This is a genomic window from Sporosarcina sp. P33 (assembly GCF_002077155.1).
Taxonomy (GTDB): Bacteria; Bacillota; Bacilli; order Bacillales_A; family Planococcaceae; genus Sporosarcina.
This window is the reverse complement of sequence record NZ_CP015027.1, coordinates 2,453,742-2,479,346: the sequence shown is the minus strand read 5'-3', so window position 1 is coordinate 2,479,346 and position 25,605 is coordinate 2,453,742. Positions and strand designations below refer to the sequence as shown.

24 protein-coding genes and 1 riboswitch are annotated in these 25,605 nt (G+C 44.3%); of the genes, 9 read left to right on the top strand and 15 right to left on the bottom strand.

From position 1 onward, the window contains the following. Window positions 1-11: 11 nt before the first annotated feature. Entirely contained in the window at window positions 12-1,481 is a 1,470-nt protein-coding gene (locus SporoP33_RS12230; protein ID WP_081243968.1) for a CoA-acylating methylmalonate-semialdehyde dehydrogenase, read from the bottom strand. Window positions 1,482-1,629: 148 nt separating this feature from the next. Between SporoP33_RS12230 and SporoP33_RS12225 the strand changes: the two genes are divergently transcribed. After that, window positions 1,630-3,252: a PucR family transcriptional regulator gene (locus SporoP33_RS12225; RefSeq protein ID WP_081243967.1), complete on the top strand. Its 1,623-nt coding sequence runs from the start codon at window positions 1,630-1,632 to the stop codon at window positions 3,250-3,252. A 110-nt stretch (window positions 3,253-3,362) separates the two neighbouring features. Here the strand turns inward: SporoP33_RS12225 and SporoP33_RS12220 are convergent, their stop codons facing one another. The 12 genes from SporoP33_RS12220 to SporoP33_RS12175 form a co-directional block, all read right to left on the bottom strand. Continuing rightward, window positions 3,363-4,883, bottom strand: a complete 1,521-nt coding sequence (locus SporoP33_RS12220) for a CoA-acylating methylmalonate-semialdehyde dehydrogenase (protein ID WP_081243966.1) — start codon at window positions 4,881-4,883, stop codon at window positions 3,363-3,365. A gap of 43 nt (window positions 4,884-4,926) precedes the next feature. Then, on the bottom strand, window positions 4,927-5,412 hold the full coding sequence (locus SporoP33_RS12215; RefSeq protein WP_081243965.1) for a hypothetical protein: 486 nt from the start codon (window positions 5,410-5,412) through the stop codon (window positions 4,927-4,929). Between the two features lie 19 nt (window positions 5,413-5,431). Further along, a complete protein-coding gene (locus SporoP33_RS12210; RefSeq protein WP_081243964.1) occupies window positions 5,432-6,982 on the bottom strand; it encodes a sodium/proline symporter in 1,551 nt (516 codons plus the stop codon). Window positions 6,983-7,009: 27 nt separating this feature from the next. Continuing rightward, complete coding sequence (locus SporoP33_RS16265) at window positions 7,010-7,156, bottom strand: hypothetical protein (RefSeq protein WP_196796786.1); 147 nt, start codon at window positions 7,154-7,156, stop codon at window positions 7,010-7,012. 243 nt (window positions 7,157-7,399) lie between these two features. Then, the gene (locus SporoP33_RS16370) at window positions 7,400-7,741 is read right to left on the bottom strand and encodes a group II intron maturase-specific domain-containing protein (protein ID WP_231293245.1); all 342 of its coding nucleotides are present in this window, start codon (window positions 7,739-7,741) and stop codon (window positions 7,400-7,402) included. 26 nt (window positions 7,742-7,767) lie between these two features. Continuing rightward, window positions 7,768-8,691, bottom strand: a complete 924-nt coding sequence (gene ltrA, locus SporoP33_RS12205) for a group II intron reverse transcriptase/maturase (protein WP_231293244.1) — start codon at window positions 8,689-8,691, stop codon at window positions 7,768-7,770. 567 nt (window positions 8,692-9,258) lie between these two features. After that, a complete protein-coding gene (gene rbsB, locus SporoP33_RS12200) occupies window positions 9,259-10,194 on the bottom strand; it encodes a ribose ABC transporter substrate-binding protein RbsB (protein ID WP_081243963.1) in 936 nt (311 codons plus the stop codon). Between the two features lie 15 nt (window positions 10,195-10,209). Further along, window positions 10,210-11,136, bottom strand: a complete 927-nt coding sequence (gene rbsC, locus SporoP33_RS12195) for a ribose ABC transporter permease (RefSeq protein WP_081244856.1) — start codon at window positions 11,134-11,136, stop codon at window positions 10,210-10,212. A gap of 1 nt (window position 11,137) precedes the next feature. Continuing rightward, window positions 11,138-12,634 carry a sugar ABC transporter ATP-binding protein gene (locus SporoP33_RS12190; protein ID WP_081243962.1) on the bottom strand — a complete coding sequence of 499 codons (1,497 nt, stop codon included), beginning with the start codon at window positions 12,632-12,634 and terminating at the stop codon, window positions 11,138-11,140. Between the two features lie 16 nt (window positions 12,635-12,650). Next, the gene (gene rbsD, locus SporoP33_RS12185) at window positions 12,651-13,040 is read right to left on the bottom strand and encodes a D-ribose pyranase (protein ID WP_081243961.1); all 390 of its coding nucleotides are present in this window, start codon (window positions 13,038-13,040) and stop codon (window positions 12,651-12,653) included. Beyond that, window positions 13,037-13,915 (bottom strand): ribokinase, encoded by an 879-nt coding sequence (gene rbsK / locus SporoP33_RS12180; protein WP_081243960.1) that lies wholly within the window; start codon window positions 13,913-13,915, stop codon window positions 13,037-13,039. Before rbsK ends, rbsD begins: the two co-directional genes overlap by 4 nt. Continuing rightward, window positions 13,915-14,901 carry a LacI family DNA-binding transcriptional regulator gene (locus tag SporoP33_RS12175; RefSeq protein WP_369821931.1) on the bottom strand — a complete coding sequence of 329 codons (987 nt, stop codon included), beginning with the start codon at window positions 14,899-14,901 and terminating at the stop codon, window positions 13,915-13,917. The genes rbsK and SporoP33_RS12175 overlap by 1 nt, the downstream gene beginning before the upstream one ends. A gap of 173 nt (window positions 14,902-15,074) precedes the next feature. On the opposite strand from SporoP33_RS12175, the gene SporoP33_RS16105 reads away from it, so the two are divergent. From SporoP33_RS16105 to SporoP33_RS12165, 5 genes are all read left to right on the top strand, one after another. Then, window positions 15,075-15,251: a hypothetical protein gene (locus tag SporoP33_RS16105; protein WP_155961358.1), complete on the top strand. Its 177-nt coding sequence runs from the start codon at window positions 15,075-15,077 to the stop codon at window positions 15,249-15,251. Window positions 15,252-15,283: 32 nt separating this feature from the next. Further along, a complete protein-coding gene (locus tag SporoP33_RS16100; RefSeq protein ID WP_155961357.1) occupies window positions 15,284-15,544 on the top strand; it encodes a hypothetical protein in 261 nt (86 codons plus the stop codon). A gap of 32 nt (window positions 15,545-15,576) precedes the next feature. Then, window positions 15,577-15,987: a hypothetical protein gene (locus SporoP33_RS16095; protein WP_155961356.1), complete on the top strand. Its 411-nt coding sequence runs from the start codon at window positions 15,577-15,579 to the stop codon at window positions 15,985-15,987. Window positions 15,988-16,078: 91 nt separating this feature from the next. Continuing rightward, window positions 16,079-16,408 carry a GRAM domain-containing protein gene (locus SporoP33_RS12170; protein WP_081243958.1) on the top strand — a complete coding sequence of 110 codons (330 nt, stop codon included), beginning with the start codon at window positions 16,079-16,081 and terminating at the stop codon, window positions 16,406-16,408. Window positions 16,409-16,553: 145 nt separating this feature from the next. Further along, complete coding sequence (locus SporoP33_RS12165; RefSeq protein ID WP_081243957.1) at window positions 16,554-18,803, top strand: DEAD/DEAH box helicase; 2,250 nt, start codon at window positions 16,554-16,556, stop codon at window positions 18,801-18,803. A 135-nt stretch (window positions 18,804-18,938) separates the two neighbouring features. On the opposite strand, the gene SporoP33_RS12160 is transcribed toward SporoP33_RS12165, so the two are convergent. Continuing rightward, a complete protein-coding gene (locus SporoP33_RS12160; protein WP_081243956.1) occupies window positions 18,939-21,995 on the bottom strand; it encodes a YhgE/Pip domain-containing protein in 3,057 nt (1,018 codons plus the stop codon). A 32-nt stretch (window positions 21,996-22,027) separates the two neighbouring features. Then, a complete protein-coding gene (locus SporoP33_RS12155) occupies window positions 22,028-22,597 on the bottom strand; it encodes a TetR/AcrR family transcriptional regulator (protein ID WP_081243955.1) in 570 nt (189 codons plus the stop codon). Between the two features lie 201 nt (window positions 22,598-22,798). Then, a riboswitch (TPP riboswitch) is annotated at window positions 22,799-22,896 on the top strand. A gap of 83 nt (window positions 22,897-22,979) precedes the next feature. Here SporoP33_RS12155 and SporoP33_RS12150 point away from each other — a divergent pair. Genes SporoP33_RS12150 through SporoP33_RS12140 form a run of 3 tightly spaced genes read left to right on the top strand, consistent with a single transcriptional unit; the run spans window position 22,980 to window position 25,536 of the window. Further along, window positions 22,980-23,750: an ABC transporter ATP-binding protein gene (locus SporoP33_RS12150; RefSeq protein ID WP_081244855.1), complete on the top strand. Its 771-nt coding sequence runs from the start codon at window positions 22,980-22,982 to the stop codon at window positions 23,748-23,750. Beyond that, complete coding sequence (locus tag SporoP33_RS12145) at window positions 23,747-24,499, top strand: ABC transporter permease (RefSeq protein ID WP_081243954.1); 753 nt, start codon at window positions 23,747-23,749, stop codon at window positions 24,497-24,499. Before SporoP33_RS12150 ends, SporoP33_RS12145 begins: the two co-directional genes overlap by 4 nt. Next, the gene (locus SporoP33_RS12140) at window positions 24,496-25,536 is read left to right on the top strand and encodes an ABC transporter substrate-binding protein (RefSeq protein ID WP_081243953.1); all 1,041 of its coding nucleotides are present in this window, start codon (window positions 24,496-24,498) and stop codon (window positions 25,534-25,536) included. The genes SporoP33_RS12145 and SporoP33_RS12140 overlap by 4 nt, the downstream gene beginning before the upstream one ends. The last annotated feature ends 69 nt before the right edge of the window (window positions 25,537-25,605 follow it).

Here is a 25,605-nt window from a genome sequence, read left to right as displayed (position 1 = left end):
CCCCTCATTTATCAGTATGAATGACGAGCTGTAAGCATTTTCTTACGTGTATAGAATTCAATCCCATCGCGTCCATTTGCATGCAAATCACCATAGAATGATTTCTTATAACCTGAAAACGGGAAGAATGCCATAGGTGCTGGTACACCAAGGTTTATACCCAGCATCCCTGCATCAATTTCTTCACGGAATTGACGAATGGCTTTTGAACTATCTGTATACAGGCAAGCACCATTCGCAAACTCCGATTGATTTGTAAGCTCAATCGCTTCATCTAATGTCTCTACACGAACCACTGATAGTACCGGTGCAAAGATTTCTTCTTTCCAAATTCGCATTTCCTTTGTAACGCCCTCAAAAATCGTTGGTCCTACAAAATATCCGCCTTCCGAGGTAGATTTATCGCTACGTCCGTCACGAACTAGATTTGCTCCCTCAGCTACACCAGATTCGATGTAAGATAACGTCTTATCCTTATGGGAGTCACGAATGACAGGACCGAGGAATATTCCTTCTTCCAATCCATTACCTATCGTCATATTATTTGCTTCATCGACCAATCTTTTCACAAGCTCATCTGCAATATCACCTACTGCAACTACAACTGCAGCGGCCATACATCTCTCACCAGCAGAACCAAACGCTGCATTAGTAATATTAGTAACCGTCAAATCCAAATCTGCATCCGGCATAACAATCGAATGATTCTTAGCTCCTGCCAGTGCTTGAACGCGTTTACCATAAGAAGTTCCTGTTTTATATACATGCTCGGCAACAGGTTGAGATCCTACAAATGATATAGCAGGAATGTCGGGGTGACTCAGTATCCCATTCACGATATCATGTGCACCATGGACGATATTGAATACTCCCTCCGGCAGCCCCGCTTCAGTTAATAGTTCTGCTAATCTGTTCGCCAGAAGCGGTGTACGCTCTGAAGGCTTCAAGATGAACGTATTTCCAGCAGCGATGGCAAGTGGAAACATCCAGCAAGGAACCATCATAGGGAAGTTAAACGGAGTAATTCCAGCGACTACTCCCAGTGGATAGCGATACATACCTGATTCGATGTTCGTGGCGATATCAGGCAATTGATAACCCATCATCAGTGTTGGAGCTCCTGCAGCGAATTCCACGCACTCGATTCCACGCTGAACTTCACCATAGGCTTCTGCATAGTTTTTTCCATTCTCTATTGTGATCAATTGTGCCAGTTCATCCCAATGATCAATTAATAGATTCTGATAGTTAAATAGGATACGAGCTCTTTGGGGTACAGCGACTTTCTTCCAAGACGAGTAAGCTTTTTTAGCTGCATCGACTGCAACTTGTAAATCTTCTGCAGTTGAAATTGGAACCTCTGCAATAATCTCACCTGTAGCGGGATTTGGCACTTTTTCATATTTTTCCGTAAGCGATTTTACCCATTGTCCATTAACGAAATTAGAAAGCGCTTTCTTTTCTATAACTATAGTAGCCATTTTTCATCCTCCATTTCTTCTAACCTTGCTTTACAACAAGACTTAAGCTAAACTACTTTCTATAGTTTACCAATTAATAAAAATACTTTCACTGTACATTGTGTAACATCGTTCAACTAATTCTTTTACATTATGGAGGTATTTGAGGATGAATGATTTATATTTGACTGTTCAAGATGTTCTTGCTCGTAACACCTTCAAACATGCAAGGCTCATCGCAGGAAAAAACGGATTAGATCGTCAAGTAAAATGGTCTCATGTACTTGAAGTGAGCGACTTCAGTTCTTTTGTGAATGGAGGGGAAATAATTTTAACTACAGGTATCCATTTACGGCTTGACACAGCTGCACAATTAAATTATATAAAGCAGTTAATTGAATTAGACGTTGCGTGTCTTTGCGTAGAAATAGGTACGTATTTTAATGAAATCCACCAAGATATTATTAACTTCGCAAATAATCAGGACTTTCCAATCGCAATTTTCGAGAAAACTGTTAAGTTTGTTGATATTACACAGGATTTGCATACAGTAATCATTAACCGTCATTATGAGATGCTTTCAAAAATTGATACACTATCTCGGAAGTTTAATGAGCTAAGCTTAAAGCCCAACGGAATCTTAAAGATTTTACAAAAGTTGCATTCACAATTTAAAACAGACATTCTGTTTATATCTGGTGATGAGAAATCTTATTATTATCCTATTGAATCAAAAGAGTGGATACATGATCTTCAAGTTCTCTTGAAAGAAAATAATACAAAGACTCTTGAGCATGACGTTTATATAATTAAAGATCAGCCATTCGCCTTGCTACCCGTAAATGGATTGGGGCAAGCTTTAGGTTATTTGTGCCTGCATCTTCCACAATCGCTTGCTGATGAATTCGTATTTTTAATCTTAGATCGAGCATCTCTTGCCATTGCACAAATATTAATTCGTAATCGTACTATCCAAGAGAGAAACCAAAATAACGAAGATGAATTCGTCCGTAATTTATTGTATGGACGTCCTGTAGAACAAGAAGATCAGCAATCTTATTTACCAACGAAAAGCAGAAATACACATTTTCGGATTTTCGTCATTCAGATGGATACAAATGAATCCATAATAGATGAGCATAGCTGGGAAGAAATCCGTTTACAGCAATCCATGATAATTCGTTCACTTTTTAAGCGGCACGGCTTCTTTCCTGCTCTAACGGTTAATAAAAACGAAATAACTATTATTGCATCCTTTATCGCTTCAGATCAACATATCAAAGATACTAGCCGCTTCACTGAACTCGTCCATATAATCAAGAGTATGGACGACAATGCTTTGTCTAACGACGGCTCTTATAATTTTGGGATTAGCTCAGTCCAACAAGACTTATCAAAAATTGCGGCATGCTACAAAGAAGCTATAAAAGTAGTGGATATTAAGCAGAAGTTTTTGTTTGAAAGTGATTTTTATGAGGACTTGGGAATTTACAGATTACTACTTTTGATAAATGAAGAAGGATACCTTGATCACTATGTAGATGATTATCTTCAATCAATAATTGACTATGATACAAAGACAGACAGCAAGCTATTCGAAACATTGAGCACTTATCTTGAATGTGGGGGATCAAAAAAAGAAACCGCAGATCGTCTTTTCATCGTTCGGCAGACGCTGTATCATCGATTGGAAAAAATCGAATCCATACTAGGTCAGGACTTTATGTCTCCACTAAATCGAATTGCACTTGAAGTAGCTATTATGGCTAAACAAATCGTTGTCCAAAAGTAATTCTTGTAAAGTACAGCTACTATTCACATGTGATTTGCGAATAGTGGCTGTACTTAATTTTCTAGATATTACGCAGCTTGTTTTACAAGATAATCAACATAAATTACCGATTAACTAGGGAAATCAAAAGTAATCGGGGCATTATTAAGTTGCATTTCAGGCCATCTTTCCGAGACGGTTTTTACCTTTGTGTAAAAACGTACGTTATCGGGACCAAACATTTGACCATCGCCAAATCTGGAGCGTTTCCATCCCCCGAAATTATGATAACCTACAGGTATAGGAATTGGGACATTAACCCCTACCATACCTACTTCAATTTCTTCCGTGAATTTTCTTGCAGCTGGACCACTTTGTGTAAATATAGTAACCCCGTTCCCAAATTCATGATCATTAATCAATTCAATGGCTTCCTGCAGTTCTTGCACCCTAACGACAATACGCGCCGGCCCAAATACTTCCTCTTTATAAATCTTCATATCCGGTTTTACTCCATCCAATAACGTGGCTCCTAAGTAAAACCCGCCTTTTTTGTCTTCTTCAACTTGGGGATAACGTCCATCTACACAGAGAACAGCACCTTCTTCCAAACTCTCTTCAATAGATTTCAAAATATTGTCTTTCGCCTGTTGTGTAATGACAGGACCAAAATCCGCTGTTGCATCGTCATAAGTTCCCACTTTCAGTTCTTCTACCCGTTCCTTCAATTTTTTTGTAAAACGATCTGCCGTATCTTCGCCGACAGGCATCGCGACAGATATGGCCATGCATCTCTGAGAAGCAGCACCATACGCAGCACCCAAAAAGGCATTTACCGAAAAGTCGATATCCGCATCGGGCATGATGACCATATGATTCTTACCGCCACCGAATGCTGCCACTCTTTTATGGTGTTTACTTGCCTTTTCATATATATATTCAGCGACCTGAGTAGAACCTACAAAGCTGACAGCCATAACTTTTGCATGTGAAATAAGGGCATCCACCGCTTGCTTATCACCATTGATCACACTCCAAACACCTGCAGGAAGTCCAGCTTCCCTCCAAAGTCTTGAAATAATCAGTGCCGAATTCGGCACACGTTCCGAAGGTTTCAAGATGACAGCATTTCCACAAGCGACTGCCATTGTCGTCATCGCTACAGGTACCATGACTGGAAAATTAAACGGCGCAATGCTAACTACAACGCCTAGGGGTTCTTTAATCGAATAGGCATCTATTTGCCCTCCAACATTTTTGGAATACTCTCCTTTTAATAAGTGTGGAGAGCCTAACGCAAAATCAACAGATTCAACTGCTCTTCCTATTTCTCCTTTCGCATCAGAGATAGTCTTTCCATTTTCTTTGCCGATTGCAATAGAAAGTTCATCTGTTGCGTCTATAAGTAGATTTCTGAACTTAAAAAGTATGTCCATTCTTCTCGCGACAGAGGTTCGTTTCCATTCATTTGCAGCTTGGTCTGCTAACTCAACGGCTTCATTCACTTCATTCGCAGTTGCATAAGGACATCGTTCTGTGACTTCTCCTGTTGCTGGATTAAATACATCTCCAAACTTTCCACTCTGTCCTTTTTTAAATTCGCCACCAATAAAGTGATGAATTTCCTTAGCTTCATTTGCGATATGAACCATACATAATTCCCCCTTGTAATTATAGTAGTTTCGATATTATGCTTTATAGGGGATGGTAACTCCCACTAATTGCATCTACAATGAGTTGACCTTGTTTATTATTCTGCAACTTAAAATCTGCCAGCCAGAATGGACGATAAAATAGATTTCTTTGCACTTCTATGATTTTAGGCATTGTAACGAATTTAGCTTTTGAAGAAGCATTATCAAAAACAAATCGCTTTGCTATGGCAATGGCTTCGTTCTCTTCAATTACAAGTCCAGGAATTCTTCCATTCTCTACTTTTCTTTCATAAAATACTGGTCGAACGTCCACCATTGCACCTCTCCCACCTAGTGCATCCACAGTACAAGCAGCTTTACCATTAAACTTTAGCAAACTTTTAGCACTTACCTGATATTCAAAGAAGTAATAAGGATAGTAAATTACATCTTGAATTTGAAAATAGGTTTGTTTCTCATATTGTCGCAGCCCATGCAATACTTCCTCTTCTGTAAATTCAATTTCCTGTACTAACATAGCGCTCATAAGCATCTGCTCCTATGAATTATTTATCATTAGTCAAAAATTTTGATACACTACTTGCCTCTGGCGCCAAATCCCGTGTGATGTTCTGATCAAACTCTTTAGAAAAGAAACGCTTTTTCCTGGACTGTTCAAATGCTTCTTTCACCTCCTCTGAAGGTTCAAGACCGAACTGACTTCCAATCATCATACCTAGTACAGAAACAATCAGACCTGCCAAGAAAGGATGAAGACCTGTCGACGTTTCTAAACTCATTGATGTCCAAATAATATTAGTCGTTGCACCGCCTATCATTGCAGATAAACACCCTATATAATTGGCTTTTTTATAATAAACCGACGAAACATAAGGTACTAAGAAAGCGTTCCCCAGTGTACCAAAGGCAAATAAAACTAATGCAAATACAGAAGGCGGCTCATAAATCGCAACAACAACCCCTACAATTCCCCCCATTAAAATACACAATCTTGATACAAGAATCATCGTCTTCTGACTAGCATTCTTATTAATGAAACGTTGATATACATCGCGTGAAAGAATGGAACCAGCCTGCATCAAGATGGAGTCTGCGGTGGACATAACTGCAGACATAATAGCAGACAGCAATAATGCTGCGAAGATTCCCGGGAATAACGTATAGGCAAGTTCAGTGATAATCATTTCAGGATCCGCAATTGTCGGTAATAAGATAATACCGATCATACCTAGAATATAAGGAACAAAGATGAAGAATTGATTCCAAAGAGCACTAATTATGACTGCTCCTTTAACTGTTTTAGTGCTTTTCATCGACATATGGCGAACTACTACATGCGGGAGTCCCATGTATCCTATAGAGTAGATAAGAATTGCCCCCAGCACCATCCCCCATTGTCCGTAATAAGCCAGCCCCTTACCCCAAATGCTTAAATATGAAGGATCAATATCTTTTAACGCAACATTCAATCCTGTTAGCCCGCCAACATGGAAATACGCCAGAAACCCTATGCCCACAACACCAAGCACCATAATTAAGCCTTGCACAAAAGATGTATAAGCAACAGCTAAATAGCCTCCTGCTACTGTATAGATTATAATCACGCTAATTCCTATAATAAGGGATAGTTCGTACGTGAAACCTGTCAATGTAGCCATGGCCTTTCCAGCTGCAATAAACTGGGCACAAACGTATCCGAACAAAAAAACAATTGAAATAATTGATCCGACTACACGAATGCTTGGACTTTCAAAACGTTTCTCCAAATACTCAATTGGTGAAAGCGCTCCCAAAATTTCAGACATTCTTCTCATCCGTTTACCTAAAACAGATAGGTTAATGATTGATCCTCCAGCATCACCTATAGCATACCAAATGGCATACCAGCCATATTTAAAGGCCATAGCTGGGGCACCCATGAACATAAATCCGCTCATGGCAGTAGTTTGCATAGTCATTGCTGTAACTGCTGGACCGAGAGAACGTCCACCAAGTAAATATTGTTCTGTAGAAGCTGCGGATTTCCTGGAAAACCATAAACCAATCGTTAATAGCATACCTAGATACACAATGAAAATAATCCCATCAATACTCATTGAATCCCCCCATCGCTACTATATATTTTAGTTTTGCTTATGTTGTTCCTTTTCCAATTCATCTTCTAGGTCATCTTCACGTTTTAATTTAAAGTATATTACTGTAGCTAACCCTACCCATATAAACGGCCATGGAACGAACCACCAAAATGTTTCTGCGGGAAATCCAAGCATGTATTCACCTCCTCGTTATACATCCTTAAAACTAGCCGGACTATTAAGTCCTATTATAGTTACAGAAGGACTGTCACACATTAGACACAATGTAAAGATATCCCAATAGGAATTGGTCATTTTGTAATTCATGTATAATTCATCGCGGCTTGTATCCGTATAAAACAATCGAGTAGGAGGCTAATCATTAATTGATTAGCCGACCTCTCACACCACCGTACGTACCGTTCGGTATACGGCGGTTCAACCTTTTAAGTATCTTTGCTCATAAAGTTGGGGTATATCTTTCAGTCCCCACTTTATGAGTTTTTCGTTTGTTATTGCACGATGGAAGGTCATGGTTCTCGATACACGCCAATATCCCTTTCGGGAATTTGCCAGTCTCATGGCATCCTCATGATCGATGCCATATTTGCGAAGCATAGCGTACCTCGTACGAACTTTCTTCCATCGCTTCCAGATGATTTGTCGTAAACGATGGTTTAGCCAGTGTTGGATTTCTAGAATGAATGTTTTCATTCTGCTTACGCCATAGTAGTTAATCCAACCAACCGTCACTTGATTGATTTCCTTGACGATATCCACAAATGTTCCGGGGCGCTTTCGACTAGTCAGTTTTCGTAGTTTGTCTTTGAACCGTTGTTTTGCCGATCCACTAGGCCGGCAACCGACTTTTCCATGAGATTTTGGATATTGAAGCCGAGGAATGTAGCGGATGTGGCACCGCAGATTTTACTTTTCTTCTGGTTGATAAGAAGTTGTAAATCTTTTTCAATAAACTGCGTGACACTTTCCATCACACGTTCTCCAGCACGTTTGCTTTTGACATAAATGACGAAGTCATCCGCGTACCGAATAAAACGGTGTCCTCTTCTCTCTAATTCTCTATCTAGTTTATTAAGGTAGACATTTGCCAATATCGGTGATAACGGTCCGCCTTGCGGCGCTCCCTCTGTTGTTTCGATATAAATATCTTTGTCCAGAATACCAGACCGGAGAAATTTCCATATCAGTTTCAGTACCATTCTATCTGATATGAACTCCTCTAAGTACGCGTGTACCCTTTGGTAATGTATCGTATCGAAATAACTCTTGAGGTCACAATCAACAACTACTCGATAACCCTCTTCGTAGTAGTGTTCTGCCAATTTTATGGCTTGATGCGCACTCCTGCCTTTTCGGAATCCAAAACTATGTTCCGAGAATTTCGGATCAATAATTGGATTTATGACCTGTAAGATGGCTTGTTGTACGACTCTATCCAACACAGTCGGAATTCCTAAATATCTTTTCGATCCATCCGGCTTAGGTATGGCTACTCGTTTAACTGGCTGAGGTTTGTAGGTGCCATCTTTCAGCTTCATCTTTAATGGCTGAAAGTATTTCACCATATGTCCTTTTAATTGATCGACGGTAATCCCATCAACGCCAGGGGCCCCTTTATTGCTTTTCACTTTTGCATAGGCATTCCAAAGGTTATCATCTGTAATAACTTTATCGATTAAGTCGATACCATCTTGTTCTTTCATCTCCATGTTGACATCCCTTGCGCGCTCCTATCTACCCTTCGGTTTCCAACCTATCTCTCCATAGGCAGCCATCTTTTGGCATTGCCGTGATGTTTTCTGCGCTTCGGCGGTGATGTCTACACCTCCCTGTTTTCCAAGATTTAAGATTGTTCAGTCCTTCATTTCCGCTAGGAAACTACTATGACGTCTGCTGACTTCTCACGATAAATCTTGTTTCAACCGAGTTTCCTCGTCCGTGAGACCTTCCCGGGTAAGTGCTACAACCTTCCTCCCATGTAACTGTTGTATCTACTGTATGGAATTCGGGCAGTATCGGACTTCGTTAGGTTTCGCAAACTCGTCCGTTCCAATTCAGCCTTATATACAATTTCTGTTCGTCAGTTCGGGATTTTGCCGTAGGCTTCCTTCAGATTCCATCTCACAATGGACACCCTTGCCCTTAGCTAACAGTTCCTACTGCCAAGCCTGTAGTGGACTTTCACCACCAAGTTATAGCACATGCCGGGCACACAAACAAAAAAACTCCCCAGCCAAAAATCTGGCCAGAGAGTTTTCCTTATTCATATACTGCACTTACTCTTTAATCAATTCCAACTCAACTGGAATATCCGCTTCGATTTCTTCGCCGTTCAGCTTAGCCACTGCCGCTTCCATTGCCTTCTTCCCGATTTCTTCAGGTTTTTGTGCAATGGTTGCAGCCAGTTTGCCGTCTTTAACAGAATTTACTGCATCGTCTGTTGCGTCGAATCCGATGACGATAATATCTTTACCGGCAGATTGGATGGCTTCCAATGCGCCTAACGCCATTTCGTCATTATGTGCGAATACGGCTTTGATATCCGGGTTCGCCTGCAAAATGTTTTCCATGACCGTCAGACCTTCTGCACGGTTGAAGTTTGCTGTTTGTTTTGCCGCGATGTTTACTTTACCTTCCACCGCTTCGTTAAAGCCTGCTCCGCGGTCGCGCGCTGCGGATGATCCTGCAATTCCTTCAAGTTCCGCTACTTTTGCGTGATCTTCGCCAAGCAGTTCCAGCATATATTCTCCAGCCAACACGCCGCCTGCTTTATTATCAGATGCGATGTGTGACACCACTTCTCCGCCTGCCGCACTGCGGTCTACTGTAATCACCGGAACGTTCGAGCTGTTTGCAGATTCTACCGCAGAGACTACCGCTTCAGAATCTGTCGGGTTAATAATAAGCAGATCTACACCCTGCTGAATTAAATCTTCCACGTCACTTGCTTGTTTAGATGCATCGTCCTGTGCATCCACAACGATCACTTCTGATCCCGAATCCTTCGCCTGTTCTTTTACCCCTTCACTTAACGTGACGAAGAATGGGTTGTTCAGCGTAGAAACCGACAGTCCGATTTTATACGCTTTGCCGCCGTCTTTTCCTGCGTCTCCCTTATCATCTGATGAGGATTCTGAGCCTGGCTGCTCCAATGAACAAGCTGCCAAAACCAGCACGACCGCCATAAGCAATAACCATTTGATATTCTTCATTCATTTCACATCTCCTTATGCTGTCTTTTTGCGATCCAAGAGCACCGCGATTAATATAACTGCACCCTTTACGACCTGTTGGAAGAAAGAGGATACGCCAATCAAATTCAACCCGTTATTTAAAACACCGATAATCAGCGCACCGACTAACGTGCCGACAATCCATCCGCGGCCGCCTGTCAGACTTGTCCCGCCGAGCACTACGGCAGCGATGGCATCGAGTTCAAACATATTTCCCGCTGTCGGCTGTGCTGAATTCAGACGTGACGTCAAAATGAGTGACGCGATGGCTGTCAAGCCGCCCGCCAATGAATACACATAAATCTTAATTCGATCGACATTGATTCCGGAAAGACGGGATGCTTCTTCGTTCCCGCCGACCGCGTACACACGGCGTCCGAATGTCGTTTTCTTCAATATAAAGTACAGCACTGCAAAGGAGATGGCCATCGTGATGACCGGAACCGGGATACCGAAAATATATCCTTTACCGAGCATCTGGAATGTGAACGAGTCGCCAAGTCCTGAAATCGGACGTCCTTCTGTGTACACAAGCGTCAGTCCGCGGAAAATCGTCATCGTCGCGAGAGTCGCGATGAACGGTGCGACTTTCCCTTTCGCAATGATCAATCCATTAATAGCACCGAGCAGCACACCTAACAGTACGCCGAGCAGCATAGCGAGAATCGGATCCATACCGCCTGACATCATACCGGCTGTAACCGCACCGGTCAGCGCAAGAATCGAACCGACTGATAAATCAATTCCGCCCGTCAAAATAACAAACGTCATCCCGAACGCGATCAATGCGTTAATCGATACTTGGCGCAATACATTGAATAAGTTATTCAGTGTTAAAAAGCTTGGACTCATAATCGAAATAATGACGACGATCAAAAGCAATCCAATGACCGGCCCTAATTTCTGTAATGAAGATCTCATATTAATCTTGGACAACTTTGTCACCTCCTGTTGCAAAATGCATAATCCGTTCCTGTGTCATTTCTTCTTTTGGCAAATCTGCCATCAGTTGCCCTTCATGCATCACGAGCACACGGTCCGCCATGCCGATCACTTCGGGCAATTCAGATGAAACCATCACAATGGCGACGCCGCGTTCCGAAAGTTCATTGATGATGCTGTAAATTTCCTTTTTCGCTCCGACATCCACACCTCTTGTCGGTTCATCCAGAAACAGAATATCCGGTTCAATCCCGAGCCACTTGGCAATGACGACTTTTTGCTGATTTCCGCCGCTCAGGGATTTCACAACTTGTTCCGGTCCCGATGTGCGTACGCCAAGGCGTTTAGACATTGTGTCATATAAGTTTTTCTCTTTATTTTTCTGAATGACACCTGATTGGGAAATGCGGTTAAAGTTCGTCAGGCACATGTTTTCTTTCACGGAAAAATCGAGTATGAGCCCTTCTGATTTCCGGTCTTCCGTCACAAATCCAATGCCAAGCTTTTTCGCCTGCAGCGGATTAGAAATCACCACTTGTTTGCCGTCGATGAAAATCTTGCCCGCAGTCGGTTTCTTAAAGCCAAAAATTGATTGAATCACTTCTGTGCGCCCCGCACCCATCAATCCGGCAATGCCGACGACTTCCCCTTTATGCACTTCAAACGATACATCTTCAAATATGTCGCCGCGTGCCAAACCTTCTACTTTCAGTTTGACTTCGCCAATTTCACTCGACCGCGCCGGGAAGCGTTCGCCAAGCTCACGTCCAACCATCATCTGCACGACTTCTTCAAACGTCGTTTCCTTAATATTGCGCACACCGACGTACTGACCGTCCCGTAAAATGGTAATACGGTCGCACATTGCGAAAATTTCTTCCATTCGATGCGAAATATAAACAAACGATACGCCTTCTGCCTGCAGTGCGCGGACAGTCTGAAATAACGTTTCGATTTCACGGTCGGTCAGTGCTGCAGTCGGCTCGTCCATGATGATCAATTCCGCATTCGAGGAAACAGCTTTTGCAATTTCAATGATTTGCTGCTTACCGACAGATAATTCACGCGTGATCGTACGCGCATCGACATGCAAGCCGAGTTTTGCCAAAATCTCTTCCGCCTGGCGATTCATTTCCTTCGTCTTCAAAATCCCCGTTTTCCCGAACGTCTTTTCATTGCCTAAATAAAAGTTCTCTGCAACGGTCAGATCCGGCAAAATATTAAGCTCTTGGTGAATAACCGCAATTCCCGCTGCCTCGGCTTCTTGGGCGTTTTTGAATTCCACCTTCTCGCCTTTCACCCAAATCTCTCCTGAATCACGGCTGTAAATACCGGTCAGAATCTTCATCAGCGTGGACTTTCCTGCGCCATTCTCTCCCATAAGCGCATGGATTTCACCTTTCACTACGTCAAACTCGACATTTTCGAGCACTTTGTTTCCATTAAAACTTTTCGATATCCCGCTCATCGCAATCATCTCTGCTCACCCACTTTCAGAATATGACGCCTGACTGCACGATAATATTGGCATAAGGTGTCGCTTCTCCTGTACGAATAATCACTTTGGACTGTCTTGACTGTTCTTTCAGCTGTTCATGCGTCAGCTCAGCAACCGGGCATTCCAACTGATTGATTTCGCTGTACACATGCGGGTTCTCTAATTTCATTTCGCCTGCAATATATACTTTTTCCGCTTGAAAATCTTCTAATATTTCAAATAAAATTTCCGTAAATCCTGGTTTTCCCAACGTGTAGGAAAGATCGATGCAAGGAACACCTTCAGGAATCGGCAAACCGCAATCCGCAATCGTCAGCTGATCCGTATGGCCCATTTTAGCCAGGACCGCCGCAATTTCCCGATTGATCATGCCATGCTTTTTCATTTCATTTCCTCCAACCGCGCGGCTACTTCCTCTGCGCTCGGCATACCGCCTTGTGCGCCAAACTTCTCTACGGATAATGAAGCCGCCGCATTGGCGAAACGGACCGCTTTTTCCAGCTCCATCCCCGCGACGATCGCATGCGCAAACGCCCCATTAAATGTATCGCCTGCTCCCGTCGTATCTACCGCTTTCGTCGGGAACCCTTCCACGATGACATGGCGTTCACCGTCAAAGTACCGGGCTCCGTCTTTCCCCAGTGTGATAATCAAACGGTTTGGATATTTTTCTAAGGCATCTGTCATGTTCATGCCGAAAATTTGTTCACATTCTGTTTCATTTGGCGTCAAATAGGAAATCGAAGGCATCATATCCAGTTCAAAACCGCGAGCCGGCGCAGGATTCAACAGAACAGGAATGCCGATTGCCTGACATTTCGCCAATGTGTATATCACAGTAGGTATTGGAATTTCCAGCTGCAGCATCACCAATTTGCTGCGCTTGATGACATCTTCCACTTCATCGATATGTGCAGGCATCAGCAAGGAGTTTGCACCAGGTACTACGATAATCCGATTGTCTCCTTCCGACAGCAGAATATTTGCAATGCCGGAAGCCCCTTCTTCTGTACGGACGCCTGCAGTGTTTACATGATTCTGCTGCATATTATTCACGATACTCGTGCCGAATAAATCACTGCCTACGCAAGCGACCATATTTGTTTCACTTCCAAGCCGTGCTGCCGCAATCGCCTGGTTCGCACCTTTTCCGCCTGGCACCGTATCAAACACATTTCCAAGAACTGTCTCTCCCTGATCCGGGAAATTTTCCGTGCCCACTACCAGATCCATATTGGCACTGCCAATGACTGTTATCATCATGCTCCACTCCTTGTCGTTTCCCGAATGAGCAGCTCTGCCGGAATTAATACTTCACGCTCCGTCAGTTCCTGCCCTTCAATTAATTTAATGAGCATCCTCGCTGCCGTTGCGCCAATTTTATATAAATCCTGCGCTACCGTCGTCAATCCGGGTGTTAATTGGCCTGCAAGCATCGTGCCGTCATACCCGACGATTTGAAGCTGATCCGGAACATGAATTCCGAGCGAATGGGCAGCTTTCATTGCCCCTGCCGCCGTCACATCACTGCTCGCGAAAATCCCGTCAATCGGCACGTCCTGCAATATGTCCTGGACAATCTTTTCGGACGCTTCAAACTGAAACGGACATTCCACAACATGCGTCTTTACGTCTTTCCCATTCACCGCGTCATTGAATCCGTCGAACCGGTCATCCGCCGGGCCCAATCCCGAAGGACCTCTCATGCAAAGAATATTTTTACAGCCGCTCTGCAATAAATGCTCCGTCCCAACGCGCGCACCTTCCCGGTTATCCGTTGCAATATACGGAATCGACGAATGAATTCTGCGGTCAATTGCTACAATCGGCACATTTAATTCAGTATAGTGTTCCGCTTTTTCATGACTTGTCGCCACAATAAAACCCGCCACATACTTTCGCTGAAGCGTCTGAACATACTTAATTTCTTTTTCCAGCTCTTCATCCGAATTGCATAAAATCACGGTATAATCATACGCCAGCGCAACATCTTCGATCGCCCGCGCCAGCTCCGGAAAGAACGGATTCACAATGTCCGGAACAATCAGGCCGATAAATGTCGTTTGCTTTGTGCTGAGCGAACGCGCAATCATACTCGGCTGATAATTAAGCTCTTCAATCGCCTGCGAAATCACCCGTTTCGCGTCCTCACTTATGTATCCTTTATTATTTAAATAGCGTGAAACAGTCGCTACCGAAACCCCTGCTTTTCCCGCAACATCCCGAATATTCGCCAACCATTCCACCTTCATTCTATTCTTGTGTAACCGGTCTCACATTTCGATGTGGTACCGGTTACACACAATGATAACAGATGAAGATTTTTGATGTCAATAGTGAATTGGAAGCCTGTGGCTACGGGCTTTTATGAGTGAATTTTTAGACTTGTGGGGCTATTTTGTGTGGGTGGGGTTGGGGGTTGGCGTGGGGGTATGAGCGGTTAACGCGTGACTATGAGCGGTTGACGCGGCAGTATGATCGGTTAACGCGTGACTATGAGCGGTTGACGCATGGCTATGAGCGGATGAGGCGGCGGAATGAGCGGATAGCACGTCGTTGTGATCAGTCATCGCGTCACTATGAGCGCGTGACGTAGCAGTAGACCAGTTAACGCGCGGCTATGAGCGGATGAAGCGGCAGTATGAGCGGTTAACGCGGGGCTATGAGCGGGTGGCGCGGCAGTATGAGCGGTTAACGCGCGGCTATGAGCGGGTGGCGCGGCAGTATGAGCGGTTGACGCGGCGGTATGAGCGGTTAGCGCGGGGCTATGAGCGGACAACGCGTGACTATGAGCGGTTGACGCATGGCTATGAGCGGATGAGGCGGCGGTATGAGCGGATAGCACGTCGTTGTGATCAGTCATCGCGTCACTATGAGCGCGTGACGTAGCAGTAGACCAGTTAACGCGTTGCTATGAGCGGATGACGCGGCAGTATGAGCGGTCAACGCGCGGCTATGAGCGGATGACGCGGCAGTATGAGCGGTCAACGCATGACTATGAGCGGAGGACGCAGCAGTATGAGCGGTCAACGCGCGGCTATGAGCGGATGACGCGGCAGTATGAGCGGTCAACGCATGACTATGAGCGGATGAAGCGGCGGTATGAGCGGATAACGCAGCGGTATGAGCGGTTAACGCGTCACTATGAGCGGAGGACGCGGCAGTATGATCAGTCAACGCACTGCGATGAGCGGATAACGGGGCAGCTCAAGCGATTATCGTCTGCGATCAGCGAAGCCCCCTGCCACTTTGTCGCGGCCAGGCACTTCTCATCACTATTTTCATTCGAATCTGCCAGAAAATCAAAACACTCTTCCCATAACCCGCCTTAGCTGCATGGAATCAGCAGCACTTGTCTAGACATATCTATAAGGGTAAGATAATACTAATCTCAAGAATCACACCTATAAAGGAGAGATCGGCATGGCGGATTTCCGCGAGAATGAAAAAGTTCAATATGAAATTCCGGCAAACTTGCGTAAGAGTATAGATTACGTCAGCGGTAATTTATTCATCACTGATCAGCGCTTTATCTTCCAGCCCCGCAATATGCATTTTCAAAGAGATATTATCGAATTCGAGATCAGCGACATTAATAATATCGATTCATCGTATGTACTGGGCATAGTCCCAAATGGCATTACAGCTGAATTAAAAGACGGTACGATGCACACCTTTGTTTTAGAGAGTTCTCATTTTGTAAAGTGCGATGAAATTCTAAAAAGTGTCTGGGCTCTTATGAATAACGACTAGAGTAAATTACAGGGTGAGATTTTAGTACACATTTGTTCAAATTCAAACACTTTATAGTCTACTTGTTCATTATATATCCAGAATATTGATTTATTAGTAAAGTGAATGAAAAAATCAAGGGGCAGAGATAAAAGAGGTGTACGTTATGAATAAATATGGAAATGAGATAACTTCATCACTTGAAAGATTACAGACTGAAAATATGTATTTAAAAATGATCCTGGAAACCCATCTGCCAGGATTTCAAGTTAAAGAACCCCACATGGTAGTTACTGATCATTCGACAGCCCAGGAAAAGGTGCAGCTTTTCCAAAGTATATTTCGCGGCAGGACAGATGTTTATGCAACCAGATGGGAAATGCAAAATGGCAAGAGCGGTTATTCCCCCGCTCGTCAACGTAACAAGTACATTCCCCTTACTGATCAGACAATTTACGATCATCTAAGCGGCAAACATGTAATCGGGCTATACCCCCTTTTAGCAAATAACTCATGCTGGTTTCTTGCAGTTGATTTTGATAAAAAGAATTGGCAGCGTGATGTGCTGTCATTCGCAAGTATTTGCAAAGAAACCCGAATTCCTTTCAGTATCGAAAGATCCCGCTCAGGCAACGGTGCACATATATGGATTTTCTTCTCCCATCCTTTATCTGCTTCACTCGCCCGCCATCTTGGTTACGCTTTGATGGAAAAAGCGGATAATAAAATGTCTGCAGAACTAGAGTCATTCGATCGTTTATTTCCAACCCAGGATCACTTACCTACTGCTGCTAGTTTAGGTAACTTAATAGCCTTGCCATTACAGCGCTATGCACGGGATTTAGGCAATAGTGTATTTGTGGATGAAAATTTCCGGCCGTTTGAAGATCAATGGCTGTACTTATCCTGTATACAGAAAGTTGATCCACTTGCCATCGAACATTACGTAAACTTGCTCGGCGTAACTGGCCGCGGCGATAAAACTACTGCAAACCCTGATGTCCTGCGAGCCGTCAAAAAGAACGGTATTCATTTTACATTGGCGGATTTATCAGATTCACTTTTATCGCAGCTTGAAGAAGTTGCTTCTTTTGGAAATCCAGAATATTTTAAAGCAAAAGCCAAAAGACTATCTACATATAATATCCCGGCCGTGATTGAAGGTTTTGATAAAACTATTACCCACCTCATTCTTCCCCGGGGATGTGAACAGGCTATTCACGAATTACTATCCTCAAAAGGAATTCAACCGGAATGGATAAACGAACGGTTTTCAGGCAGTCCAATTGAAGTAAATTTTCACGGAACTTTGTCATCACAACAGTTCGATGCACTGCAACAATTACGGGCGCATGACAGTGGAATTTTGGCAGCCGGCACGGGATTTGGAAAAACCGTAACTGCAGCAGCGTTAATTGCCGAACAGAAAGTCAATACGCTCATCATTGTGAATCGTAAGCAATTAATGAATCAATGGATCGACCAACTCTCACTGTTTCTGGACATACCCCGCAATGAAATAGGGCAATTTGGCGGGGGCAAGCGTATGTCGACGGGAAGAATTGATGTAGCTACGATTCAAACACTCACTTCTAATGGTATCGATCCTGTTATCACGCAGTATGGACAAGTTATTGTAGATGAATGTCATCACCTTTCAGCCTATACCTATGAACAATTAATGAAGATGGTGCGAGCAAAGCATGTGTATGGTCTGACGGCGACACCTGTCCGAAAAGATGGACTTCACCCGATAATTACCATGCAATGCGGGCCGGTCTTATACAAAACAGACGCTAAAGAGCAGGCGCTCACACGGCCGTTCCATCATTTCATCCTAGAAAGAAAAACTTCTTATCAAACCGCTTCTGAAAATATTCAGCAAATGTACAATGAAATTGCAGAGGACACTAAACGCAATCAATTAATTTTCGACGATGTACTTAGTGCGCTGGAAGAAGGTAAAACACCATTAATTCTGACTGAAAGAATTAGCCATGTGAAAATACTTCATCGTTTATTTAAAGGTTTCGCCAAAAATATCGTTGTGCTTTCGGGTGACCTGACTAAAAAAGAGCAGGACCAAGCATTAGAAATGATTCAAGATCTGCCAATGGAGGAGGAACTGTTAATTATAGCGACTGGAAAGTACATTGGTGAGGGTTTTGACTTTCCGAGATTGGATGCACTTTTTTTGACTATGCCTATTTCTTGGAAGGGACTCCTTACACAATACGTTGGGAGGCTGCATCGGAACTATTCCCAAAAGCAAGAAGTACGCGTATACGATTACATTGATCATAACGTACCAAGCCTTGTACAAATGTCCAAAAAACGGTCAAAAGGCTTTCGGGATTTGGGCTATGTCAGCAAAACAGGCGGTACATGCAGTTCGGAGCAAATGAAGCTATTTTGATAGGCGTTAGGAGACGGCTTTCGCGCAGTCTTCTTTTTAAATAGCGCGCCCCCCTCCCAACCCACAAAAAAAGACCGCACACAGAAGTCAACCCCAGCCGACTTCTCGTACAGTCTTTCCTTTCACTAAAACAACTCACATCACAATATTACTTTCCTTCGCTTTCTCAATAAACTTATCACTCGATTTATTGAAGAACTTCTTCAAACCAACTCCCGCGGCTATCGCAATTGCGAAGTAGATGAGCAGGTAGATGATTTGCCGTACCGCTACTGCCCAAATGATGCCGCCGATTGCTTCCCTCAATAGAGTAATCGCGTGAGTGAACGGCATGAATGCTGAAATTCGCTGGAAGAAGTCAGGCGCCATTTGGATTGGGAATGTTCCGCCTGATGCACCGAGCTGCATCACCATCAAAATGATGGCGATGACTTTTCCAGTGTTGCCGAATACAGATACCAGCGTGTAGACGATTGTTACGAAGACGATACTGATCAGCATGCCGAATAGCACGAACGGCAGCTTGTTCACCACGTACACATTCATAATGAACAACTCACCGAGCGTCACGATTAATGATTGAATCGTTCCAATTCCGGCGAAGATAATTAGCCGTCCCATATACGTCTGGTAACTTTTAAATCGTGTCTTCTCGCGGATATCCACCTTCAATGTAGAAACCATCAGCAAGGCGCCGACCCATAATGAAAGCGTCGTATAGAACGGGCTCATCGCGGAACCGTAGTTAGGTATCGGATACAGCTGGTGTTCGTCCAGCACAACGGGGTCGGCGAAAAATTTACTGATGCCGGTTGGGTCCGTCGCGAGAACATCCAGCAGCTTATCCAAATCTCCGTCTTTTTCCAGTGCGCGAATTTTCTCCGCCATCGTTTCAATCATGTCGCGTGCTTCAGGGAAGTATTTCTCCGCTTTGGCCAAGTCCTCTTTCCCGACTGCGATGCCTGCTTCTGCTTTCTCAAGCGCTGTGCGAAGTCTTGGAATTCGGCCATTCACTTCATCAAGTACATCGGATACATCGTACAGCGCATTCGTTGCGTCACGCATAGCCGATTTATATTTTCTCGTTAAATCGCTGTTGACGAAATCAATTGCCTCGCCAACAGAACGATCCAGTTCACCGGATACGCGGTCGACTTCAGCCAGATGCTTCTTGCCATTCGCTTTCGTTTCATTAATACGGCTGATCAGCCCGCCGACCGATTCATTCGCTGTTGATAAACTGTCCTGTACCGTTTTGATCCGCTCAATTTCACTCGACAGCCGATCCGAATTAATGAAATTCTGAAGGTCGGTCAATCCGCCTGTGATGGAACCAATGGCTGAAAGGCCGTTGTCAATTCGGCCGACCATTGTCTGCAATGCTTCAATCGTGCGTTCCGGATTCTCCGCCGTTTCAAGCAGCGCTGCCAGTTTTTCATCGATTTCAGTTTTCGACGCCTGCAATTCATTGAATCGGTCGCGCAGCCCCTGATCAAATGTCTGCAATTGTTTAATCGCTTCATTGATCGCCTGTTGCCTGTTTGCGTCGAATTGCTTTCGTGCATCGGTAATTCGCTGCTCTGTTGCCTCTAACTGACCTTTCAGCTGATTCAGCAGCGCCAGGCTCGGCTTTTCTCCTTTATCGATGGCGGCCTGCAGTTGGCTGATAACTTGCTGCGTTTTTTGCAGCTGCGTCTTTAAGTCAACGAATTTTTGTTCGAGGCCTGCAATTCTGTCGCTGCCTGTCAATTTACCGGCAGCTTCAAGTACGGAAATCACTGTATCCACTTTTCCCAGCTGGCTTTCAATCGCTGACGACATGCCGGCCAATTGCTCTTGGAATCCGCTTAGATCAATGGATTCCCGCTTATCAATTAATTTTTGAACAGCCTGCAGTGCATGGGCATTTACTTCTGTCGCGCGGTCGAGCAAGCCCGTGATGTTCGCGGACAGTTCTTTCAGCTGTTTCATAAGTTTTTCCGTTTGCGGTGACAGCACATTTTCGTAACTGTCTTTCATTCGGTCCATATCTTCAGCCAGTTTGTCTGACAGCGCCTGCGTCTGTGTAATCAGATCAGCTGCCGGATTTTTCCCGCTCTGCAAGTCCGAAATCAATGTTTGCAGATTCTGTTTTAAACGGGTTAAATCCGCCGTGCTGTCACTCAATGACGCCTGCAGCTCTTTAATATTCGCAGAGTCTTTTAATTGTTGATCCTGTTTTTTCAAATACTCATAGATATCGTCAAGACGTGCATTCGTATCTTCCAGCTTCCCCTGCTTATCACGCAGCGAATTGACAAGACGATCCACATCTTCGCCTTTGCCTGACAGCTCGCTCGTCAAATTAGGCACTTTGCGGAACGCCGTCTGTGCACTCTCCAGATTCGACGTAATCATACGCAGCGTATTGTCCACGGCTTTTTCATTTTCTTGGAGCTTCGCAATCAGCCGGGCATTCAGTTTTTTGGCATTGGCATGCACTGCATCCACGTCGTTCAGCACTACATCGACCCGATCCACAGACGAATCTGCGAAATTCAATCCTTTATCCACCAGCTGCAGCTTTGAATAAATGTCTGGAATATCTTCTTCCAGTCGATAAATAATATCGCGCAGCTTTTCGATATTGGCGCGGTTGCCTTCGAGCTCCACGCCCAAATTGTTGAATACTTTAATAACGGCTTTATTCGCTTCTTCTACGAAAGTTTTGTCAATGTTTTCTACGATAGAAGAAGCACCTTTACTTGCCACTTTGGGAGAAATCGCATTGATCTTTTCGTTAATATAGTAATCGAGTGTCGGCTGTTTGATATTATCTGTCACGACACTGCTCAAATTCTCAGAGAAATTTTTCGGAATGATGATGGCAGCGTAGTAATCGCCGTGCTTAACACCTGTAATCGCTTCGTCTTTCGTCACAAACTTCCAGCCTAAATCATCGTTTTTGGTCAGCGAGACGATGACTTCATCCCCGACATTGAATTCCTTATCTTCTATGACTGCACCTTCGTCTTCACTGACAATCGCGACTGACACACCTTGCGTATTTGCGTACGGATCCCATGAAGCAAGGATATTCATCCAGGCATATAATGAAGGAAGGAAAGCAATCGCCGCAATGACAATGAGCGCTGCTTTGTTTTTTGTGATATTCCGGATGTCTCGTTTAACAATAAACCAAATTTTATTCATCTAGTATAAAACCTCACTTCTACATTTCAGCATCATACCAATAGGCTGGAGAAAATTGTCTCATTCAGCACATCGGTAATTTGCTCCTCTGACAGCTGTTCGTCGTGAGTTTTAGACCAATCGACGACTAATGCCAGATAGGATTTAAACAAAAGATAGGCGACCAGTTCGCTGTTGCAAGGCTTCAATTCCCCTTTTGCCACTCCGCGCTCAATCTTTCCTGCAATAAACTTCAAAATCTCTTTTTCTATTGACGTCAGCACATCACCCACTGCCGGGGTGCGCAGCTCTTTTTCTTCTTCAATCAGTTTAACAAACAGCTGATGCGTTTCACGGAATTTCAGTAATTGCATGATGCGTGCATGGGCATTCTCCTGAAACGAAGCGCCTTCTCTCGTGCTTTGCTCAGATACATCTTTCATTTCACCAACCATCTTCCAAACGATGGAATGAAACAGCTCTTCTTTGTTGGAGAAGAATGTGTAAATTGTACCCTTACCGACATTTGCAATTTTCGCTACTTGATCCATGGTCGTCGCTTTATATCCAAACATCGTAAACGACTTTTCCGCCGCCAGCATTATTTCTTCTCTTCGATCCATCATGACACTTCCTTTAAAATGACCAGAATACCATTCCGGTCTGCTAGTCATTATATTACATAGATTCATCAATGAATGCAAGTTTTCTTCTTTCATTTTCAGGCATCGTTTCATTTGTTAGATATAAAACGGACAAGCATCTGGTAACCTATTCCAATGCAGTCTTGACTAATAGTAGCCGATATGACACCATTAGAGGTGGATAAACACTAGGGGTGCTTTTGCTGAGAGAGGCCGTTGCCTTAACCCTTGAACCTGCACTAGGTAATGCTAGCGGAGGGAAGTGGACATATGGACGGGACTGGCCGTACTATGCAACCGCTTCGCAAATAGAAGTGGTTTTTTTGCGTCTATTTTTGAAGAAAAGAAAAGTGGTGCTTACATGAAGACAAAAGTTCTTGAATTTAACAGCGTATCGTTCCACTATCAGACGGCGAAACATGCAGCACCTGCAGCTATCTTGAACAACGTCGACTGGCATGTGAATGAAGGGGAATTTGTCAGCATCATCGGGCCGAGCGGTTATGGAAAAAGCACACTGTTTCGGCTGATTACAGGGCTTGAGAATCCCGACTCCGGCCGCATTTTATTGAATGGTGAAGCGGCTGCAGACCGTCTCGGAAAAGTCGGCTATATGCCGCAGCAAGATTTGCTTATGCCGTGGCGGACGATTCTTGAAAACGTTCGGCTGCCGCTTGAGCTGCAGCGCGTAAAGCCGTCTGCTGATGAAATGATCGGGCTGCTCGCAGATTTCGGACTGGCCGGCGAAGAACACGCGTATCCCGGAAGTCTGTCAGGCGGCATGCGGCAGCGCGTTTCGTTTTTGCGCACAATTCTCACGGGCTCAAATATTTTATTGCTGGACGAGCCGTTCAGTGCGCTCGATGCCATCACACGGCTGACGATGCAGGAGTGGCTGATCGGTCAATGGCGCAAACTCGATAAGACGATTTTATTTATCACACATGACATCGACGAAGCGTTATTTCTGTCAGACCGGATTTTCGTACTTGCTGAAAAGCCGGTGCAGACGATTCGCGAAGTACAAGTGCCGCTTGGCCGTCCGCGGATGATGCGGGACTTGGCACAGCCTGAACTCGTGGAATTGAAAGAGCAGCTGATCGCGGAGCTTCGTTCGGAGGCAAGAATATGAAAAAGAATATTTCTTATATCTGGCCGGCTTCTCTCATTTCGGTCTTGCTGGTCATCTGGGAAATCGCGGCACGTCTTTACAACAAAAGCTTTCTTTTCCCGTCACCCACCGCCATACTGCTCAGATTATGGGAATTAAAAACGGAGCTGTTTATCCACCACTTGCCTCCGACTGCCTTGACGATTTTAATCGGCTTGTCCATTTCCATCATCGTCGGATCTGCACTGGCGATTGCCATGTACAGTAAAAAGCTGATGGAGCAGGCGTTTTATCCCATTCTGATTGCATCGCAAACCATTCCGATCATTGCGCTGGCACCGATTTTCGTTCTGTGGTTCGGCTACAGCATCTGGAGTAAAGTGGCGGTCACTGTGCTGATTACATTTTTCCCGATTACCGTCAGCGTCTTTGACGGCTTGCGTTCATCCGACCGGAACCTGCGCGAACTGATGCGGACGATGGGTGCGTCGGCAAAAGATATATTCTATAAGCTGGATCTGCCGTCTGCACTGCCGTCGTTTTTTTCAGGACTTAAAGTGGCGGTCACACTGAGTGTAATCGGCGCGGCAATCGGCGAATGGCTCGGTGCACAGGCAGGGCTCGGCTATTTCAGCAGACGAATGATGACCCAATTTGACAGTGCAGCTGTATTTGCACCCATCGTCCTGCTGTCTGCAGTGGGCATCCTCTTTTTCCTGATTGTTGTGTCCGCAGAAAAATACTTTTTACAATGGAGGAACGACCAATGAAAAAACACTGGTTACTGGGGATAACGTTTCTTTTATTACTGATCGCCGGCTGCACTAATGAAGCAGAAGCGCCCGGCAATGAAGAAACGCCGAATAACGAAAAGAAAAAAGTCAGTATTATGCTCGATTGGTACCCAAACGCCGTACATAGCTATTTATACGTCGCACAGGAAAAAGGCTATTTCAATGAAGAAAATGTGGAAGTCGATATTCAATTTCCTGCGAACCCAACCGATCCGATGAACTTGACCGCAGCAGGCAAAGTGACGCTCGGTCTGTATTACCAGCCGGATGTGATTTTGGCGCAGGCAAATGAAGATATCCCCGTAAAGGCGATTGCCTCAATTGTACGCGAACCGCTGAATTACACGGTTATGCTCGAGGAGAGCCCTATTCAGTCTCCTAAAGACATGGAAGGAAAAACGATCGGCTACCCGGGCATTCCGCTCAACGAATCATTGATCAAAACTATGGTAACGAATGACGGCGGTGACTTCGGCAAGGTGAAAATGATTGACGTAGGGTTTGAACTGGAATCGTCACTCGTCTCCAAACGTGTTGACGCGGTCACGGGGACTTTCATAAACCATGAAGTGCCTGTCATGAACAGCAAAGGCTTCAAAACGCGCTACTTCAATCCCGTTGACTATGGTGTGCCGAATTACAGTGAAATCGTCCTGCTGACCAGTGATGACGCTTGGAAAAAAGATCAGGATGCGATCCAGGCATTCTGGAGAGCAGCACAAAAAGGCTATGAATTCATGGCAGAAAATCCCGAAGAAGCACTTGAGCTGTTATTGAACAATCAAGATCAGGCGAACTTCCCGCTTGATCAGGCGATTGAAACGGAAAGTTTGAACATTCTGCTTCCTATGATGGATACAGGCGGAGAAGCATTCGGCAAGCTCGACGAAACATCTTGGGAAGAAGTGCGGGACTGGTTGTACGAAATGGAATTGATCAAGACAAAGCCTGAAGTCGAAGATATGATAGAAGACATCAGTTCGACTGATGTGTTTTCAAAAGTAACGAAGTAAAAAGAGACAGACAAAAAGCTGTTGCAGAGAGTCTTTTAGACTTCTGCAACAGCTTTTCTATTAGCCGGC